This is a genomic window from Pollutimonas bauzanensis, assembly GCF_040393045.1.
Classification (GTDB): domain Bacteria; phylum Pseudomonadota; class Gammaproteobacteria; order Burkholderiales; family Burkholderiaceae_B; genus Pollutimonas; species Pollutimonas bauzanensis_A.
On sequence record NZ_JBEBUX010000026.1, the window covers coordinates 19,471 to 36,263 of the forward strand.

At 57.4% G+C, this 16,793-nt stretch carries 15 protein-coding genes; 12 read left to right on the top strand and 3 right to left on the bottom strand.

Going from position 1 to position 16,793, the window contains the following annotated elements; translation table 11 throughout:
• The first annotated feature begins 6 nt into the window (after window positions 1–6).
• Both ABWO67_RS06200 and ABWO67_RS06205 read left to right on the top strand, forming a co-directional pair.
• Window positions 7–408: a phage holin family protein gene (locus ABWO67_RS06200; RefSeq protein WP_353149048.1), complete on the top strand. Its 402-nt coding sequence runs from the start codon at window positions 7–9 to the stop codon at window positions 406–408.
• 17 nt (window positions 409–425) lie between these two features.
• Complete coding sequence (locus ABWO67_RS06205) at window positions 426–758, top strand: hypothetical protein (protein WP_353149051.1); 333 nt, start codon at window positions 426–428, stop codon at window positions 756–758.
• Between the two features lie 9 nt (window positions 759–767).
• Here ABWO67_RS06205 and ubiD read toward each other — a convergent pair whose 3' ends face one another.
• The gene (gene ubiD, locus ABWO67_RS06210; protein WP_353149054.1) at window positions 768–2,312 is read right to left on the bottom strand and encodes a 4-hydroxy-3-polyprenylbenzoate decarboxylase; all 1,545 of its coding nucleotides are present in this window, start codon (window positions 2,310–2,312) and stop codon (window positions 768–770) included.
• 81 nt (window positions 2,313–2,393) lie between these two features.
• Between ubiD and ABWO67_RS06215 the strand changes: the two genes are divergently transcribed.
• A complete protein-coding gene (locus tag ABWO67_RS06215) occupies window positions 2,394–3,275 on the top strand; it encodes a transglycosylase SLT domain-containing protein (RefSeq protein WP_353149057.1) in 882 nt (293 codons plus the stop codon).
• A 10-nt stretch (window positions 3,276–3,285) separates the two neighbouring features.
• On the opposite strand, the gene ABWO67_RS06220 is transcribed toward ABWO67_RS06215, so the two are convergent.
• Entirely contained in the window at window positions 3,286–4,443 is a 1,158-nt protein-coding gene (locus ABWO67_RS06220; RefSeq protein WP_353149060.1) for a pyridoxal phosphate-dependent aminotransferase, read from the bottom strand.
• 86 nt (window positions 4,444–4,529) lie between these two features.
• Between ABWO67_RS06220 and ABWO67_RS06225 the strand changes: the two genes are divergently transcribed.
• The 4 genes from ABWO67_RS06225 (at window position 4,530) to ABWO67_RS06240 (ending at window position 9,510) form a co-directional block, all read left to right on the top strand.
• On the top strand, window positions 4,530–5,456 hold the full coding sequence (locus ABWO67_RS06225) for a hypothetical protein (RefSeq protein ID WP_353149063.1): 927 nt from the start codon (window positions 4,530–4,532) through the stop codon (window positions 5,454–5,456).
• A 97-nt stretch (window positions 5,457–5,553) separates the two neighbouring features.
• The gene (locus ABWO67_RS06230) at window positions 5,554–7,848 is read left to right on the top strand and encodes an NADP-dependent malic enzyme (RefSeq protein ID WP_353149066.1); all 2,295 of its coding nucleotides are present in this window, start codon (window positions 5,554–5,556) and stop codon (window positions 7,846–7,848) included.
• Window positions 7,823–9,043: a patatin-like phospholipase family protein gene (locus tag ABWO67_RS06235; protein ID WP_353149069.1), complete on the top strand. Its 1,221-nt coding sequence runs from the start codon at window positions 7,823–7,825 to the stop codon at window positions 9,041–9,043. The genes ABWO67_RS06230 and ABWO67_RS06235 overlap by 26 nt, the downstream gene beginning before the upstream one ends.
• Entirely contained in the window at window positions 9,040–9,510 is a 471-nt protein-coding gene (locus ABWO67_RS06240; protein WP_502929976.1) for a barstar family protein, read from the top strand. Before ABWO67_RS06235 ends, ABWO67_RS06240 begins: the two co-directional genes overlap by 4 nt.
• A 28-nt stretch (window positions 9,511–9,538) precedes the next feature.
• Here the strand turns inward: ABWO67_RS06240 and ABWO67_RS06245 are convergent, their stop codons facing one another.
• A complete protein-coding gene (locus ABWO67_RS06245; RefSeq protein ID WP_353149072.1) occupies window positions 9,539–10,279 on the bottom strand; it encodes a 16S rRNA (uracil(1498)-N(3))-methyltransferase in 741 nt (246 codons plus the stop codon).
• 989 nt (window positions 10,280–11,268) lie between these two features.
• Here ABWO67_RS06245 and tkt point away from each other — a divergent pair.
• The 5 genes from tkt to ABWO67_RS06270 form a co-directional block, all read left to right on the top strand.
• Window positions 11,269–13,314, top strand: coding sequence for a transketolase (gene tkt / locus ABWO67_RS06250; RefSeq protein WP_353149075.1), 2,046 nt, complete (start codon window positions 11,269–11,271; stop codon window positions 13,312–13,314).
• Window positions 13,315–13,329: 15 nt separating this feature from the next.
• The gene (gene gap, locus ABWO67_RS06255) at window positions 13,330–14,343 is read left to right on the top strand and encodes a type I glyceraldehyde-3-phosphate dehydrogenase (RefSeq protein WP_353149078.1); all 1,014 of its coding nucleotides are present in this window, start codon (window positions 13,330–13,332) and stop codon (window positions 14,341–14,343) included.
• Between the two features lie 106 nt (window positions 14,344–14,449).
• Window positions 14,450–15,643 carry a phosphoglycerate kinase gene (locus ABWO67_RS06260; protein WP_353149081.1) on the top strand — a complete coding sequence of 398 codons (1,194 nt, stop codon included), beginning with the start codon at window positions 14,450–14,452 and terminating at the stop codon, window positions 15,641–15,643.
• A gap of 28 nt (window positions 15,644–15,671) precedes the next feature.
• On the top strand, window positions 15,672–16,295 hold the full coding sequence (gene mog, locus ABWO67_RS06265; protein ID WP_353149084.1) for a molybdopterin adenylyltransferase: 624 nt from the start codon (window positions 15,672–15,674) through the stop codon (window positions 16,293–16,295).
• 82 nt (window positions 16,296–16,377) lie between these two features.
• Window positions 16,378–16,793, top strand: a 416-nt coding sequence (locus tag ABWO67_RS06270; protein ID WP_353149086.1) for a class II fructose-bisphosphate aldolase, incomplete at its 3' end; no start/stop codon positions are given.

The window sequence follows — 16,793 nt, forward strand, 5'->3', positions numbered from 1 at the left end:
CACATTATGGCGCTCCGACAATCCGTTGGCGAACTGGCATGCACCTTGTTGTCTATCGCACGTACCCGGCTTGAGCTATTCTCGCTGGAGGCTTCAGGGCAGAAAGCGCATCTCATTACTATCCTGGGCCTTGCGTTCGGAGCGCTGCTCTTTTTAACCTTGGCTGTGTTGGTATTCTCCATTGCCATAGCCTTGTATTTCTGGCCTACCGATCAGCGTTACCTGGCTTTGGGGCTTTTGGCATTGCTATATGGCCTGATAGGCTGCGGAATGTTCTTGGCTGTGCGCAGCAAACTGCTTTTTGCGCCTATCCCGTTTGCGGCCACGGTTGACGAATTACGGCGCGATCTTAGTCTGATGGAACGCTTGCGCGAGCCATCGTCGGAATCGTCGCGAAAAGAGCGCTAATGGGGCAAGGGGATGTCATGAAGAAATCTTTGTCTGCGGCAGAGCGGACCCTGCAAATCGAATTGGTGCGTGCGCGCGCCGCTATCGAGCGTCAAAGCTTGGTAAACAATATTGAAGACCTGGGTCAATCATTCAAGCCGGCCTCCCTAATGCATGCGTTTTTTCCGCGCTTGTCATCTAAAGGCCCCTCTGACTGGATATTCCAGGCGCTGTCGCTGACCCGGCAATACCCTTTGCTCGCGTCCAGCGCGTCGGCGCTGCTGTCTGGCATAGGCAAGCGCCGCCGCTTATGGCGCATCGCTGCCAGCTTGCTATTAAGCTGGCAAGTCGCCCGGGCAATGAAAAAATAGCGACCCGGGTTATAAACCCAGTTCGCTCCACATGGCATCGACCCGCGCTTTGATGTTGGCGTCCATGTGTATGGGGGTACCCCATTCCCGTTGGGTTTCGCCTGGCCACTTGTTGGTGGCATCCATACCCATCTTCCCGCCCAGACCTGAAACGGGCGAGGCAAAATCCAGGTAATCGATAGGCGTGTTTTCGACCAGCAAGGTATCGCGTACGGGATCCATGCGGGTCGTCATAGCCCAGATAACTTCCTTCCAGTCGCGAGTGTCGATATCGTGATCGACGACAACAATGAATTTTGTGTACATGAACTGGCGCAAGACGCTCCAGATGCCGAACATCACCCGTTTGGCATGACCGGCATATTGCTTGCGTATCGACACGACGGCGAGGCGATAGCTGCATCCTTCGGGGGGAAGGTAGAAGTCTACGATCTCGGGGAAGGTGCGTTTTAGCAACGGCACAAACACTTCATTCAGGGCCACGCCCAGCACTGCGGGCTCGTCGGGCGGTTTGCCGGTATACGTGCTGTGGTAAATGGGCTTGCGGCGCATCGTAATGCGCTCGACCGTAAAGACGGGAAACCAGTCTTGCTCGTTGTAATAGCCGGTATGGTCGCCATAAGGACCTTCCAGGGCCATTTCGTAATCGCCGGCGGGTGGGCCAGATACGCCTTCCGGCACTACCGGTTTGATGGCGCGAGGATCGGAAGAGGGCAGCAAATGGCCTTCCAGCACGATTTCAGCGAAGGCAGGAACGGACAGGTCGCTGCCCAGCGCCTTGGTGACTTCAGTACGAGAGCCGCGCAGAAGTCCGGCAAATTGGTATTCGGACAGACTATCGGGAACCGGCGTCACCGCGCCCAGAATGGTTGCCGGATCAGCGCCTAGCGCTACGGCGATGGGAAACGGTGTTCCAGGATTGGCCAGCGCATGGTCGCGAAAGTCCAGCGCGCCGCCGCGGTGTGACAGCCAACGCATGATCAGTTTGTTGCGGCCCAGTAGCTGCTGGCGGTAAATACCCAAGTTCTGACGTTTGGCATTGGGCCCGCGTGTGATGACCAGCCCCCAGGTAAGCAGCGGGGCGACATCGCCGGGCCAGCAGCGTTGCAGCGGTATCTGGCTCAAATCGACATCGTCGCCTTCCAGCACAACTTCCTGGCAGGCCGCGCCTTTGATCGTTTTGGGGCTCATGTCCCAAAGCGCCGCCTTCAACATCGAGACTTTGGCCAGTGCATCGCGCAGGCCGCGAGGCGCTTCAGGCTCTCGTAATGCGGCCAGCAGCTCGCCGGTATCGCGTAGCGCATGGACGTCTTCGGCGCCCATGCCCCATGCCACCCGCTTGGGGGTGCCAAACAAATTGGTCAACACCGGCATGCCCGCGGGGGATCCATTGTGCATGGGATTTTCGAACAACAGTGCAGGCCCGCCCGCCCGCAGCACGCGGTCACTGATCTCGGTCATTTCGAGGTCAGTTGATACAGGCGCGGCGATGCGTTTGAGCTCGCCGGCGCTTTCGAGTTGCGCGATAAAGTCTCTTAAGTCACGATATTTCACAGATTTAGCCGATCCAGTTACATTAGTACGACAGGCTAAGGTTAACATCGACTTCTGCTGTTTTTGTGTAAAAGGGGTGCAATGGCCGTTATCGGTTCCGAGAGTCTGGTGGGCCGTTCAGCGCGCGGCGTCATGTACCAAGTCGGCGAGCTTATGCACGTATGTGCCGTCTACTTGGGGATTGCCGTGCTGGTTACCTTGGCGCTTAGCGTTACGGTACCTTCACTGCGCGAGCAAGCCAGGCAAATACATGCGGCGCTGGTATTCGTATTGCGTCCCGATGGGCTTAAGGGGGACGTGTTCGCTACGTTGGCTCCGGGCCAGAACGACTTTTTTTTCGACGGTGAAAATGTGGATCTTGGCCAGCAGGGCCCCGCATCGGCGGCGTCTTTGGCCAATGGCAAAATCGGGCCGGCTGGCGCGACCGATACCTCTGCTGCGTCGCAATTGAATTTTTCCAAGGCGTTGATTGCTTCGGTGGCGGGCCAACCGATTGCCGGCGTAACGTCGGCCCAGGCACAGGCTTTGCGCAGTTATATCGCACGGAAATACAAGATCGCCCATAGTGTTGCGGGCGCCTTGATCAATACGGCGTTTCTGGTTGGTAAAGAAACCGGACTGGATCCCCAGTTATTGCTGGCGGTGATCGCGATAGAGTCGCGTTACAACCCCTATGCGGAAAGCCATGTCGGCGCCCAGGGCTTGATGCAGGTAATGACCAAAGTCCACAAAGAAAAGTTTGAAGCATTCAATGAGGGCTCGATAGCCGCGCTCAACCCCATCGCAAATATGCGGGTGGGATCGTTGATTCTGCGCGACTGCATCAAGCGGCGGGGCTCGATAGAGGGCGGGCTGGCTTGTTATGTGGGGGCCACAGGCCCCACCGACGGCGGCTATGGCGCCAAAGTGCTGGCCGAAAGACGGCGCATTGCGCTGGCTTCCGGCATTCCTGTCGGCCGCTAGGCCGGCCGCATCAGGCCAGGAAGCGCTCCATGCGCTGCACGGCTTCTTGCAGGCGATCCAGGCCTGTTGCATACGAGAAGCGCAGGCTGTGGGCCGCATGGGCGGGACCGAAGTCGCGACCGGGCACGGCGGCGACGCCAGCCTCATGCAATAGCCGATGCGAGAAATCGTCGCTGTCCTGGCTGTGCTGGCGGATATCGGCATAAATATAAAAGGCGCCGTCGGGTATGACTGGAACATGCAGCCCCAGGCGCTCCAGTTCGGGCAGCAGATAATCCCGGCGTTGCTTGAACGACAGGCGCCGATTCTCGTAAATGCGCATGACTTCAGGTTCAAAGCAGGTTATGGCGGCATGCTGCGCAAGCGCCGGCGCGCAGATGGCGAGGCTGGCGGCCAATTTTTCTATGGTGGGCACAATATGGGGCGGTGCAATCAGCCACCCCAGGCGCCAGCCCGTCATATGGAAATACTTTGAGAAGCTGTTGATGATGATGACGTTATCGTCCAGGGTCAGGGCGCTTTGCGGTGTGTCACCGTAATACAGGCCCAGGTAGATCTCGTCCATGATTACGAAGCCATCGCGCTGCTTGACCTCTGCGATCAGGGCTTTCAGATCTTCCCTGGCAATGGTCGTGCCAGTGGGATTGCTTGGCGACGCGATCAGCACACCGCGCGTGGCTGGCCGCCAGTGTTCGCGTATGGCTGCGGCGTCCAGCTGGAAGCGTTGTTCGGCCGAACAGGGGATCAAACGGGGAATGCCGCCCGCGCCAATGATAAAGTTTTGGTTGGCCGGATAAGAAGGGTCGGGCATCAGGATTTCGTCGCCAGGGTTGATCAGGGCCATGGCAGCCAAAAGCAAGGCGCCGGAAGCACCAGCAGTGACGATGATGCGATCGGGGCTGACGGGGGCCCCAAAGTGCTGTTCGTAGTAATGGGCGATGGCGTCGCGCAATGGTGCGATGCCTGCCGGCGAGGTGTATCCGCTAAGGCCCGCCTGAGCAGCGCGGTTCAAGGTTTCAACAACCTGAGGCGGAGCTGTAAAATCGGGTTCGCCTATTCCAAGGCTGATGATGTCGCGGCCTTGCGCATTTAGCGCGACGGCCTGTTTGAAGAGTTCCACAGCGTAGAATGGCATGACTTTTTCAGTACGCTTGGCAAGGCGGGGCATAAGGCGAAATCTCAGGCAAAAGAGCTGATTGTAGCGCTGGCGCTGCGGTTTAAGCGGTTTTCAGTATTGGTCAAAGGAAGCAAGAAATGGAGTCTCGTTCTCGCCGGGCTTTTCTCTCGGGCAGGCGCTTGTCGAAAAGTCCCTGGGAAGCTTTTTGCCAGCGCCTGCGCAGCGCCGTGGCCGGCACATTCTTTGAGTTTGAGATGCATGAGGGCATAGGTAGTGCGCGCCTGATTCCCAAGCAGCCTGGCGACGTTCATCATGCAAGGACATTGTGCGCGGAATATGGCGTAGTGCTTGCACTCGACGGTGTGCCGCACGCCGCGCGCTTAGGCGATCAGCATGTGTTGTGGCTGGAGCCGGGGCGCGACATGGCTGGCTGCCAGCGCCTGGAGCCGGGCAGCAGAAAATGGTTTGTGCAGCCGGGCTGTTTGCTCGGCGAGCTCGAGGCGGCCGGCCTGCAGCAGTTTGCCGATTTGCCTTGCCATATTACGGTGGCGGCCTGGTTGGCCGATCGCACGTTATGCGACTGGGAGGCTGGGAACACTTATAAGTCAGGCCTGGAACATGCATCGGTGCTGTTGGCCGATGGGGTCAGCGTGAGCCTGGGGCCTTTCGGCGAGCGTAATCAAAAGCCATTGAAAGGTTTGCGGCTGCAGCAAATGGTTCCGCAATTATTCCAGATGGCGGTACACCCCGATGCACAGGATTGCCGCCAGGCTGACCTCTGGCCAGGCCGTTATCGCCTTGACGCTTTATTGCCTGTCCCGGGTCAAACCGCTAATCTGGCGCATCTGCTGCTTGGCCATGGGGGCGACTTGGGCTGGGTGGATTGGATTGTGCTGGATCAAGATCTGGCGCAGCCTCAGGTAGAACCGCCTTACGCCCAGCGCTATACGTCGCAAAGGGACGCGGGCACCGACTTGGGCACGCGAGCCGCCGATCTGGACGCCCGCATCAAAACGCTTTTTGATCCCGCCGATGTATTTCCCTATCCGGGCCAGGATATTTAACAGGGGAAAACTTGAAATTTTAATGGTGTGCTGGCATGTTCTAACCCCGCCTTAGGGATAGAATGAGTGTCTCTCACACTCGAACATAAAAACCATCATGGAAGAAAACTTTCGCAAAGCGGCCCTGGAATACCATGAGCACGGACGCCCCGGAAAAATATCAGTTACGCCGACTAAACAATTGTCGAACCAGCGTGATTTGGCTTTGGCATATTCCCCTGGTGTTGCGGCTGCTTGCGAAGAAATCGTTTCCGATCCCGTCAATGCGTTCCGGTATACGGCGCGCGGCAATCTGGTAGGTGTCATTACTAATGGCACGGCAGTGCTGGGTCTGGGCAACATCGGCGCCTTGGCATCCAAGCCTGTCATGGAAGGCAAGGCCGTATTATTCAAGAAATTTGCCGGCATCGATGTGTTCGATATTGAAATCAACGAAACCGATCCGGACAAGTTGGTCGATATTATTGCAGGCCTTGAGCCGACATTCGGTGGCATTAATCTTGAAGACATCAAGGCCCCGGAATGCTTCATGGTTGAACGCAAATTGCGCGAACGCATGAATATCCCGGTTTTCCACGATGATCAACACGGTACGGCTATTTGTGTGTCGTCCGCATTCATCAATGGTCTGGAAGTCGTCGGTAAAGACATTAAAAGGATCAAGGTAGCGGTTTCGGGCGCGGGCGCGGCGGCACTGGCCTGTCTGGATCTCTTGGTGGACCTGGGCTTGCCGCTTGAGAATATCTGGGTGTCGGACATAGAAGGCGTGGTCTACAAGGGGCGTACGACGCTGATGGACCCAGATAAAGAGCGGTTTGCGCAAGAAACATCGGCACGCAAGCTGGGCGACATCATCGATGGCGCCGACGTATTCCTGGGTTTGTCGGCCGGCGGCGTGCTCAAACCAGAAATGGTCGCCAAAATGGCAGCCAAGCCACTTATCCTGGCGCTGGCCAACCCCAATCCCGAAATACTGCCCGAAGATGCGCATGCGGTGCGTGACGACGTGGTCATGGCAACAGGGCGTTCCGACTACCCTAACCAAGTGAATAATGTATTGTGTTTCCCGTACATTTTCCGCGGCGCCCTCGATGTCGGCGCAACCACGATTACGCGGGGCATGGAAAAGGCCGCCGTCATTGCCATTTGCAAGCTGGCCCAGGAAGAACAGAACGACGTGGTTGCCGCTGCTTATGGCACCTATGGCGTTTCTTTTGGGCCTGAATATTTCATTCCCAAGCCTTTTGATCCCCGCTTGATTGTGCGCATTGCAGTAGCCGTTGCAGAAGCAGCCATGAAAGATGGCGTGGCAACCCGGCCTATTGCCGACATCGAAGGTTATGCCGAGCAACTGCAGCAATTTGTGTATCGCTCGGGCTCGTTCATGAAACCTTTGTTTTCCCACGCCAAGAAGCTGGTGCGCGACGGCGGCAAGTCGCGTATCGTCTTTACCGAAGGCGAAGACGAACGTGTATTGCGCGCAGTACAAATCATCGTCGACGAGAAGCTTGCCAAGCCCATCCTGGTCGGGCGCCCGGCTGTTCTGGCGGCCCGTATCAAGAAATTCGGATTGCGTTTGGTGCTGGGGAAAGATGTCGAGGTGACCAACCCCGACTACGACGATCGTTTCCACCGCTACTGGACTACTTACTGGGAAATCATGTGCCGTCGCGGCATCAGTAAGGAAATGGCACGCGTCGAGATGCGCCGCCGCCTGACGCTGATCGGCGCCATGATGGTTCATTTGGGCGATGCCGACGGGCTGGTGTGCGGTACCGTGGGCGCCTATGCCGACCATTTGCGTTTTATCGACGAGGTCATTGGTAAGGCGCCTGGCGCCAAAACCTACGCTGCCATGAATATCTTGCTGCTTGCCGAGCGCACCGTGGCATTGGCGGATACCCACATCAACGATAACCCCACCGCCGAGCAGATCGCTGAAATCACGATGGCTGCCGCTGCTGAAATGCGGCGTCTGAACATCGAACCCAAAGTGGCGTTGTTATCGCGCTCCAATTTTGGAACTAGCAGTTCTTCTTCTGGCAGCAAGATGCAAGAAGCGCTCGCTATCGTGCGTGATGCAGAACCCGGCCTTGAGATCGACGGCGAAATGCACGGCGACTGTGCGCTGGACGAAGCGTTGCGCCTACGCATCATGCCTTCAACGACATTGCAAGGTGAAGCCAACCTGCTGATATGTCCCAATGTGGACTCCGGCAATATTGCCTACAACCTTCTCAAGACAGCCGCAGGCGGTAACGTGGCTGTGGGGCCTTTCCTGCTGGGCGTCAATGCTCCGGTTCATATTCTTACGTCCAGTTCCACTGTGCGCCGTATCGTGAATATGGCAGCGCTTACCGTTGTCGATGCCAACACACCGCGAAGCAGCTGACGGCGTTGGCAGGGCGCCCGTTGGGTTGATCTTGGCGGGTGGCGGGGCGCGGGCGGCTTATCAGGTGGGCGTGCTGTCTGGCATCATGGACATCCTTGATCCGGCGCGCTCGCCAGGTTTCGCCAACCCATTCGCCATCATCGCGGGTACATCGGCGGGCGCCATTAACGCCGCGGCGATGGGGTGTTTCGCAGACGACCCCCATTCAGGCATGGACCGCCTGCGCAATTTGTGGAGCAATCTTCATACCAGCATGGTGTATCGCGCCGATGCCGGCGGGTTGTTGCACACCGGCATACTGTGGCTTGCGGCACTGGCTTTGGGATGGCTGGCGCCAGGCCTGCGCGATCGTCAGCCGCATTCCCTGCTCGATAACCGGCCACTGGGCGATTTGTTGGCGGCGACCCTGGATTTTGAGCGCCTGCGAGACAATCTTGCGAAAAAAAATCTGGATGCATTGGCCATTACCGCTACGGCCTACACCACGGGAGAGCACTTAACCTTCTACCAGGCGCAGCAAACCATCAAGCCTTGGCAAAGGTCGCTGCGCCAGGCTGTGCCTTGCGCCATCGGCGTTGACCATCTTCTGGCATCAAGCTCCATACCGTTTGTCTTTCCCGCCCAACCTATTCTGGTTCGAGGGCAGACTGCATGGTGCGGGGACGGGTCGATGCGGCAACTGGCCCCCATGAGCCCCGCGATTCATCTGGGTGCCAAGAAAATATTTGTAATTGGTACAGGATATAAGGACGATACCCATCCAGAACAGCGGAAAATCGACACTAAATACCCTACACTGGCGCAAATTGGCGGGCATGCGTTGTCGAATATATTTTTGGATAGTATTTCGATGGATGTCGAGCGTATGGAAAGGATCAATGACCTGCTTGCGCAATTACCCGTAAATGCATTACAAAGCCAGTCGTTACGTCCGGTAAGCACTTTTGCTATTACGCCTAGTCGTTCGCTGGACGAGATGGCGTTGAAGCACCTAGGACAAATGCCGCGCGCTGCTCGTGCTCTTTTTCGTGTGGTTGGTGTATCGTCGAATTCGAAGCATGCGTCCGGCGGGGCCCTGATCTCATATCTGTTGTTTGAGGCCGCCTATACGCAAGAGCTTATCCAATTAGGACGAGCCGATAGTATGAGTCGTGTTGACGAAGTAAAAGCGTTTTTTAAGGAGACGCCAGAATGAACCAAGCGCAGTCATTGCAAAAGAAATTGCAAAAAGGCGGTTTGATGGTTGTTTCCGCCGACTCGCGGGACGAAGCAACTGCCGCTGCCAGTACGCTCGGCATGGCTGCCTTCGTGGTCGATTGTGATCGCGCAAGAAGCCGCTCGGCGGTGTTGCGGGCTGTCGTCAAGGCGGTGGACTTCCCCGAGTTTTTCGGCGGAAATCTTGACGCCCTGTACGACTGTCTGTGCGATACCGTGCTGGACCAGAAAGTGGGCCTTTTCCTATGGTTTCATAATCTGCATTCCGGTGATCCGGCACTTGCCGACGATACGGTCGCCATTCTTGGCGTATGCGCCGATGTCGCTGCCTTTGCTGCTAACAACGACAGGCAGTTTGCGTATGTGGTGCAGCACGCGGGCAAACATCCCGATCCCGAACCGGGCATTTCGCCCACGCCATATTCTGGTTCCCGTGTGCCTGAATAAGTCGTTTGATATGTTGGCCAATTAAGTATTAATCCCAGCCGCGCAATGCGCTGATTGCCGCAATCAGCGCAAGGCCTGCGGTTTCGGTGCGAAGCACGCGCTTGCCAAAGCGGACCGGGGTCAGGCCGTGCAGTTCTACGATGGATTGCTCTTCTTGCGACCATCCTCCCTCGGGGCCTACCAACAGCGTCAGGCAGTTCTGCTTCGGATTAAGCGCAAGCGTTTGCTCCAGCGTCTGCTGGCCGTCGGGGTGACAGAATAAGGCTGCATCCGCTTGCACGGTGTTTAGCGCCAAATAGTCTCGCAGCGATAAAGGTTCCTGGATTTCCATAATGCGATTACGCCCGCTTTGTTCGCTGGCTGCCTGTGCGATCCGGCGCCAATGCTGCATGCGCTTGCGCAGCCGCTCTCCCGACAATTGCAGCACGCTGCGTTGAGCAGCAATGGGAATCAGCCGTTTCGCGCCCAGCTCGACCGCTTTTTCAATGACCCAATCCATTTTGTCGCCCGAAGGAATGCCTTGCACGAGCGTGATGTCTCCATCGAGCTCGGTTTCGGCGGGATCATGCATACCGATGGCGGCCAGTCCGCTTTTACCGTCGATGATGAGCCGCGCGGGATACTGACCCCCTTGTCCATTGAAAAGGATGATTTCCGAATCGGCTTTCAAGCGCAGGACGCGTATGGCGTGATGGGCCAGGTCGTCGGGCAGTTCGATGGTTGTATTGGGTGCCAGGTCGATGGGGCAGAAGAAGCGGGGAGTAGCCATAGGACGCTATACGAGGGCGGTGATCAAGATGGGAATGATACTGGGTTTGTGGATCGTTCTGCTTGCTTGTTGCTGTTGCTGTCGCTTTCTTGAGCGTCGGCTGCCACAGGGGCTGGGACTGGCTCAGCGCTTAGCGGCCCTGTGCTGCGCCAGGGCTTCCCGGGCCAAGGTCACTTTCCGTGGCGCCCGCGAACTCGCAGCGCATACAGTCCACTGGACTGTATGCAAGCTTGCTGCTCAAACAGGCGCGGGCTTGCCTCCACGGAAAGTGACCTCGGCCCGGCGCACGCTGACTTCGCCTGTCCCAGCCCCTGTGGCAGCCGTCGTCGCATGAAAGGCTGGCCTAGACCGCAGCGACCAGAAGCAGGTCTTGGACGAGAGGTGACGGTCTCATTGACGTCCTGCGCAATGGCATTCGGCTGTTAGTAACAGGCCGTTCGCAACTACCCATCGGCACCGGCCCTTAGCGGTCTATCATCAGTAGCCGTGAGTCGCCAGTCTTGAATCAGTGGGCTCACATCAGCAGCCTCACATCAGCAGCAGCCTCACATCAGCAGCCGGCCGTTCAAAAGGAAGTTCGTCCAATTAGCGCAATTATGAGGTGCAGTGAGCGGGGTAGGCACGGCGAATTTTGAGCGCGCCGCGCAGGTGGCCTGGACTGGCGGTACAAGGGCGCGCTGTTTGAGTGGGGCGTTTACGGGCAGCCAGTGGCTGCCCGTTCCCACGAGTTCGCGCCCGTCGCCAGGCCAGGCCGCCTGAGCGGGTAATCCCGCAGGGATCGCAGCGATTATTCGCCGTGCCTACCCCGCTCACTGCACCGTCATAAGAACAGCTGAACGAACAGCTGAACGAGCCAGAAGATCAAGCAATCGATAAAAGAAACCCACCCGCTCAGCGCCCACCTCCCCCCAGTGCTAAAATCAGAAGCTTTGTAAACCTTAATGACGGGGCCAGGCCTTTTTTGGGTTTTGGCGCCTTGCGAGTTTTGAATGAGCCATACGCCTGCCCAAGATTCGTCCATGGCCAATGCTATCCGCGCATTGGCTATGGATGCGGTTCAACAAGCCAATTCGGGTCACCCCGGGGCACCCATGGGAATGGCGGACATCGCCGAGGCCCTGTGGACACGCCACCTGCGCCACAACCCCGCAGACCCGACCTGGGCCAACCGCGACCGCTTCGTGCTCTCCAACGGGCACGGATCCATGCTGCTCTATGCCTTGCTGCACCTGACCGGCTACGACCTTCCCATAGAAGAACTCAAGAATTTCCGGCAACTGCACTCTCGCACGCCTGGTCACCCCGAAGTCGGCTTCACCGCTGGCGTTGAAACGACCACGGGCCCTTTGGGGCAAGGCTTGGCCAATTCCGTAGGCATGGCTCTGGCAGAAGCGCTTCTAGCCCAGGAGTTCAATCGCGAAAACCACGCTATTGTCGACCATCACACCTACGCCTTTGTCGGCGACGGCTGCCTTATGGAAGGCATCTCGCACGAGGCCTGCTCGCTGGCCGGTACGCTTAAGCTGTCCAAGCTTATCGTCTTCTACGACGACAACGGCATATCTATCGACGGCCGCGTAGAAAACTGGTTTGGCGACGATACCCCTAAGCGCTTCGAAAGCTATGGCTGGAACGTGGTGCGCGATGTCGATGGCCATGACGTCGCTGCTGTGGATGCCGCCATTGTCCAAGCGAAGCAGTTTGCTGCGCAAGGGCAGGGGCCTACGTTAATTTGTTGCCGCACCGTTATTGGCAAGGGCGCGCCGCATGCCGCCGGCACCGAAAAAGTACACGGCGCACCGCTGGGCGCGGATGAAATCCAGGCGACTCGCACGGCATTGAACTGGCCCTACGAGCCGTTTGATATTCCCGCGGAAATCTACGCCTTCTGGAATGGCAAAGACCAAGGCCAGCAGTTGCAGTCTGAATGGCAAACCCGCTTCGACGCGTATGCCCAGGCGTTTCCTGCTGAAGCCGCCGAGCTGCAACGCCGCTTGTCCAGCACCTTGCCCGCCGATTTTGCCGAGCAATCGCAAAAAATCATTGAAGCGATCAATCAAAAAGCAGAGACTGTTGCCAGCCGCAAGGCGTCGCAGTTGGCAATTACCGCTTTTGCGGCATTGCTGCCTGAATTCCTGGGCGGCTCCGCCGACCTTACCGGATCCAATTTTACCGATTGGAAGGGCGTAGAGCCCGTACGCGCAGGCGAACTACACCTGCGCTTCGGCCAGCATATCAATTACGGCGTGCGCGAGTTCGGCATGGCGGCCATTATGAATGGCGTCGCTCTGCATGGCGGCTACCTGCCTTTTGGCGGTACTTTCCTTACTTTCTCCGATTATTCCCGCAATGCCATACGCATGGCTGCATTGATGAAGCAGCGCGTTGTACATGTATTTACGCACGACTCCATCGGTCTCGGAGAGGACGGCCCTACTCACCAATCGGTCGAGCACGCGGCCAGCCTGCGCCTGATTCCTAATCTGCACACATGGCGTCCTTGCGACACCACGGAAACCGCTGTGGCGTGGGCTCATGCCATCCAGCGTCCGGCAAGCGTAGGTATGGACGTCAAGGACGGCGGCCCCAGTGCTTTGCTGTTGTCGCGCCAGAACCTGCCTTTTGTGCCACGTGATGCTGATGCCATCGCCGGCATCAGCCGCGGCGGTTATGTGTTGCGCGACGCCGATAATGCACAGGCCATCATTATTGCCACAGGCTCCGAGGTCGGGCTGGCTCTCGATGCGCAGCAACAGCTCGCAGCCAAGGGCATCGCTGTCCGCGTCGTGTCCATGCCTTGCACTAACGTATTCGACGCGCAAGATGCGCAGTGGCGCGAATCGGTGCTTCCCAAGGGCTTGCCGCGCGTCGCGGTCGAAGCCGGGGTGACATCGGGCTGGTACAAATACGTTGGGCTGGACGGCGCAGTGGTCGGCATCGACACTTACGGCGAGTCCGCGCCGGCAGGGGTGTTGTTCAAGTTCTTTGGCTTGACCGTCGAGCACGTTGCTGCGGCTGTCGAACAGGTTTTATAAAACAGGAGAGTAATAATGACTATTCGCGTGGCAATTAACGGCTATGGCCGTATCGGTCGCAATATTCTGCGTGCCCACTACGAAGGCGGTAAAAAGCATGACATAGAAATCGTGGCCATTAACGATTTGGGCGATCCCAAGACGAATGTCCACCTTACGCGTTTCGATACTGCCCACGGGAAATTTCCCGGCACGGTTACCGTAGACGGTGATTACATGGTCGTCAATGGCGACAAGATCCGTGTCCTGGCCAATCGCGATCCTTCCGCTTTGCCTTGGGGCGAACTGGGTGTGGACGTTGTTCTGGAATGCACCGGGTTTTTCACCAGTAAAGAAAAAGCCAGCGCCCACCTTAAAGGCGGCGCCAAGAAAGTCATTATTTCCGCGCCTGGCGGCAAAGATGTCGACGCCACGATTGTGTACGGCGTCAACCACGGTGTACTGAAATCCAGCGATACGGTCATTTCCAACGCATCGTGCACCACCAACTGCCTGGCTCCCCTGGTTCAGCCCTTGCACCAGAAACTTGGCCTGGTCAGCGGTTTGATGACCACAATTCACGCCTACACGAACGATCAGGTTCTGACCGACGTTTATCACGAAGACCTGCGCCGTGCGCGTTCGGCGACGCACAGCATGATCCCTACCAAAACCGGTGCAGCGTCGGCGGTGGGCCTGGTTCTCCCTGAACTGAACGGCAAGCTGGATGGCTACGCGATTCGCGTGCCGACCATCAACGTATCCATTGTTGATTTGTCCTTTATCTCGGCGCGTGAAACGACGGCCGAAGAAGTCAACAGCATCCTGAAGGCTGCGGCGGATGAAGGTCCTTTGAAGGGCATTCTGGAATACAACGACGAGCCGCTGGTGTCGGTGGATTACAACCACAATCCTGCGTCCAGCACGGTGGATGCCGGCTTGACCAAGGTCTCGGGCTCGCTGGTTAAAGTGTCTTCCTGGTACGACAACGAATGGGGCTTCTCCAATCGCATGCTCGACACCACGGTTGCGCTGATGTCGGCCAAGTAATTGGTTTTTTCTGGAATGGTTTCGAGCCTGTTCAAGCTATTCCTAGTACAAGGGCGGGGAAACCCGCCCTTGCCACGTCTGCCCACTGGCTGGGGATACTCTTATTATGTCTACCATTAAAACTCTTTCTTCTTTGGCGAAAACGGATGCGCTTGCCGGCAAGCGGGTGTTTATTCGTTCCGATCTGAATGTACCGCTTAACGACGGCGTTATTACCGAAGACACGCGTATCCGCGCATCGGTGCCGGCGATACGCATGGCGCTGGATGCCGGCGCTGCTGTCATGGTGACTTCGCACCTGGGCCGGCCAACAGAAGGTACGGTAACCAAGGCAGACTCTCTTGCACCCGTTGCGGCGCGTTTATCCGCTTTGCTGGGTCTGCCGGTTACCTTGGTGACCGACTGGGTCGATGGTGTCGTCACAACACCAGGCCAGGTCGTGCTGCTGGAAAACTGCCGCTGCAATGTGGGCGAAAAGAACGATGACCCCGAACTGGCCCGAAAAATGGCCGCGTTGTGCGATGTGTATGTCAACGATGCCTTTGGTACCGCTCATCGCGCCGAAGCGACGACGCACGGCATTGCCAAATATGCGCCGGTTGCGTGTGCGGGTCCGTTGCTGGAGGCTGAGCTTCTGGCCCTGGGGCGCGCCCTGCGGGAGCCAAAGCGGCCTTTGGTCGCCATTGTGGGCGGATCCAAGGTGTCGACCAAGCTTTCCATTCTTCAGTCTCTGGCCGACAAAGTCGACCAGTTGGTGGTGGGCGGAGGTATTGCCAACACCTTTATGCTGGCTGCTGGCTTGTCCATTGGGAAGTCGCTGGCTGAACCTGATCAGGTGGATCAGGCGCGTGCGGTCATCGACATGATGAAAAAACGCGGTGCAGCCGTGCCGATTCCAGTCGATGTCGTATGCGCCAAAACATTCAGCGCCGACGCCGAGGCGACAATCAAGGCAGCCGACCAGGTTGCCGAAGACGACCAGATACTGGATATCGGTCCGCAAACCGCCGATCAGCTGGCTGCTATCCTCAAGCAAGCGGGAACCATCGTCTGGAATGGTCCGGTCGGCGTTTTCGAGTTCGATGCGTTCGCCAATGGAACCAAGGTCGTGTCCCAGGCGATCGCCGATTCCGAAGGTTTCTCGATCGCAGGCGGTGGCGATACATTGGCGGCCATCGCCAAATATCACATCGGTGATAAGGTGGGTTATATCTCGACAGGCGGTGGCGCTTTCCTGGAGTTCCTGGAAGGCCGCACATTGCCTGCTGTTGATATCCTTGAGCAGCGTGCCCAAGGCTAATTCCACTCGATTCAAAGTGAGCGAAAACATGTCTACCTCCTTGCGTCTTGTACGTACCCATCCTGATGAGCTGCTGGTCGGCCTGGTCTCCGTTTCCGACCGGGCTTCCAGCGGTACCTACGAAGATCAGGGTATTCCAGCGCTGCAAGGGTGGCTGGGCGATGTGTTGGTGCAGCCGCCGCAATGCGCGGCGCGCTTAATTCCCGACGATCCGCAGCAAATATCGGCGACGCTTATTGAATTGGTCGACGTGCTGGGTTGCGATCTGGTGCTGACGACCGGCGGTACTGGCCCGGCACGGCGCGATGTCACGCCGGAGGCCACTTTGGCGGTTGCAACCAAGGAAATGCCGGGGTTTGGCGAGCAGATGCGCCAGATCAGCCTGAAATTCGTTCCTACGGCTATTTTGTCACGCCAGGTCGCGGTTATTCGGGAAGCGTCTGACCATGCCGCGCTGATTATCAACCTGCCTGGTCAGCCCAAGGCGATCAAGGAAACGCTCGAAGGCTTGAAGGACGCCGATGGCAATGTTCTGGTGGCTGGTATTTTTGCCGCGGTACCATATTGCATTGACCTGATCGGTGGCCCTTACGTGGAAACGCGCAAGGAACGGGTTGCCGCCTTTCGGCCTAAGTCGGCAATCAGGCCGTGAACCCCAGCAATTAATCTCATTCCCTCGTAAAATCGAGGGTAATCATCTATTCATATTCATTTTGCTTCCAGGAGGTCTTGTCATGGCTTTAGTTTCCATGCGTCAATTGCTCGATCATGCAGCCGAAAACGGCTACGGTATTCCAGCGTTCAACGTCAACAACCTGGAACAAGTCCAGGCTATTATGGAAGCCGCTGCAGAGACCGATAGCCCGGTCATCATGCAGGCATCGGCCGGTGCCCGAAAATATGCAGGTGAAGGTTTCCTGAAGTACCTGATTCAGGCAGCGGTCGAAACCTATCCAAACATTCCTGTCGTTATGCACCAAGATCACGGTCAGTCGCCGGCTATATGCCAGGGCGCTATCAATCTGGGCTTCTCCAGCGTGATGATGGACGGCTCACTGAAAGAAGACGGCAAAACGATTGCCGACTACGAATACAACCAGGACGTCACCCGCCGCGTAGTTGAAATGGCGCACAAGTTGGGCGTGACGGT

What these genes read in the sequence shown, in the direction of transcription:
- ABWO67_RS06200 (WP_353149048.1), top strand. Translation starts at nt 7, where the DNA reads ATGGCGCTCCGACAATCCGTTGGCGAACTGGCATGCACCTTGTTGTCT.
- ABWO67_RS06205 (WP_353149051.1), top strand. Translation starts at nt 426, where the DNA reads ATGAAGAAATCTTTGTCTGCGGCAGAGCGGACCCTGCAAATCGAATTG.
- ABWO67_RS06215 (WP_353149057.1), top strand. Translation starts at nt 2,394, where the DNA reads ATGGCCGTTATCGGTTCCGAGAGTCTGGTGGGCCGTTCAGCGCGCGGC.
- ABWO67_RS06220 (WP_353149060.1), bottom strand. Translation starts at nt 4,443, where the DNA reads ATGCCCCGCCTTGCCAAGCGTACTGAAAAAGTCATGCCATTCTACGCT.
- ABWO67_RS06225 (WP_353149063.1), top strand. Translation starts at nt 4,530, where the DNA reads ATGGAGTCTCGTTCTCGCCGGGCTTTTCTCTCGGGCAGGCGCTTGTCG.
- ABWO67_RS06230 (WP_353149066.1), top strand. Translation starts at nt 5,554, where the DNA reads ATGGAAGAAAACTTTCGCAAAGCGGCCCTGGAATACCATGAGCACGGA.
- ABWO67_RS06235 (WP_353149069.1), top strand. Translation starts at nt 7,823, where the DNA reads ATGCCAACACACCGCGAAGCAGCTGACGGCGTTGGCAGGGCGCCCGTT.
- ABWO67_RS06240 (WP_502929976.1), top strand. Translation starts at nt 9,040, where the DNA reads ATGAACCAAGCGCAGTCATTGCAAAAGAAATTGCAAAAAGGCGGTTTG.
- ABWO67_RS06245 (WP_353149072.1), bottom strand. Translation starts at nt 10,279, where the DNA reads ATGGCTACTCCCCGCTTCTTCTGCCCCATCGACCTGGCACCCAATACA.
- tkt (WP_353149075.1), top strand. Translation starts at nt 11,269, where the DNA reads ATGAGCCATACGCCTGCCCAAGATTCGTCCATGGCCAATGCTATCCGC.
- gap (WP_353149078.1), top strand. Translation starts at nt 13,330, where the DNA reads ATGACTATTCGCGTGGCAATTAACGGCTATGGCCGTATCGGTCGCAAT.
- ABWO67_RS06260 (WP_353149081.1), top strand. Translation starts at nt 14,450, where the DNA reads ATGTCTACCATTAAAACTCTTTCTTCTTTGGCGAAAACGGATGCGCTT.
- mog (WP_353149084.1), top strand. Translation starts at nt 15,672, where the DNA reads ATGTCTACCTCCTTGCGTCTTGTACGTACCCATCCTGATGAGCTGCTG.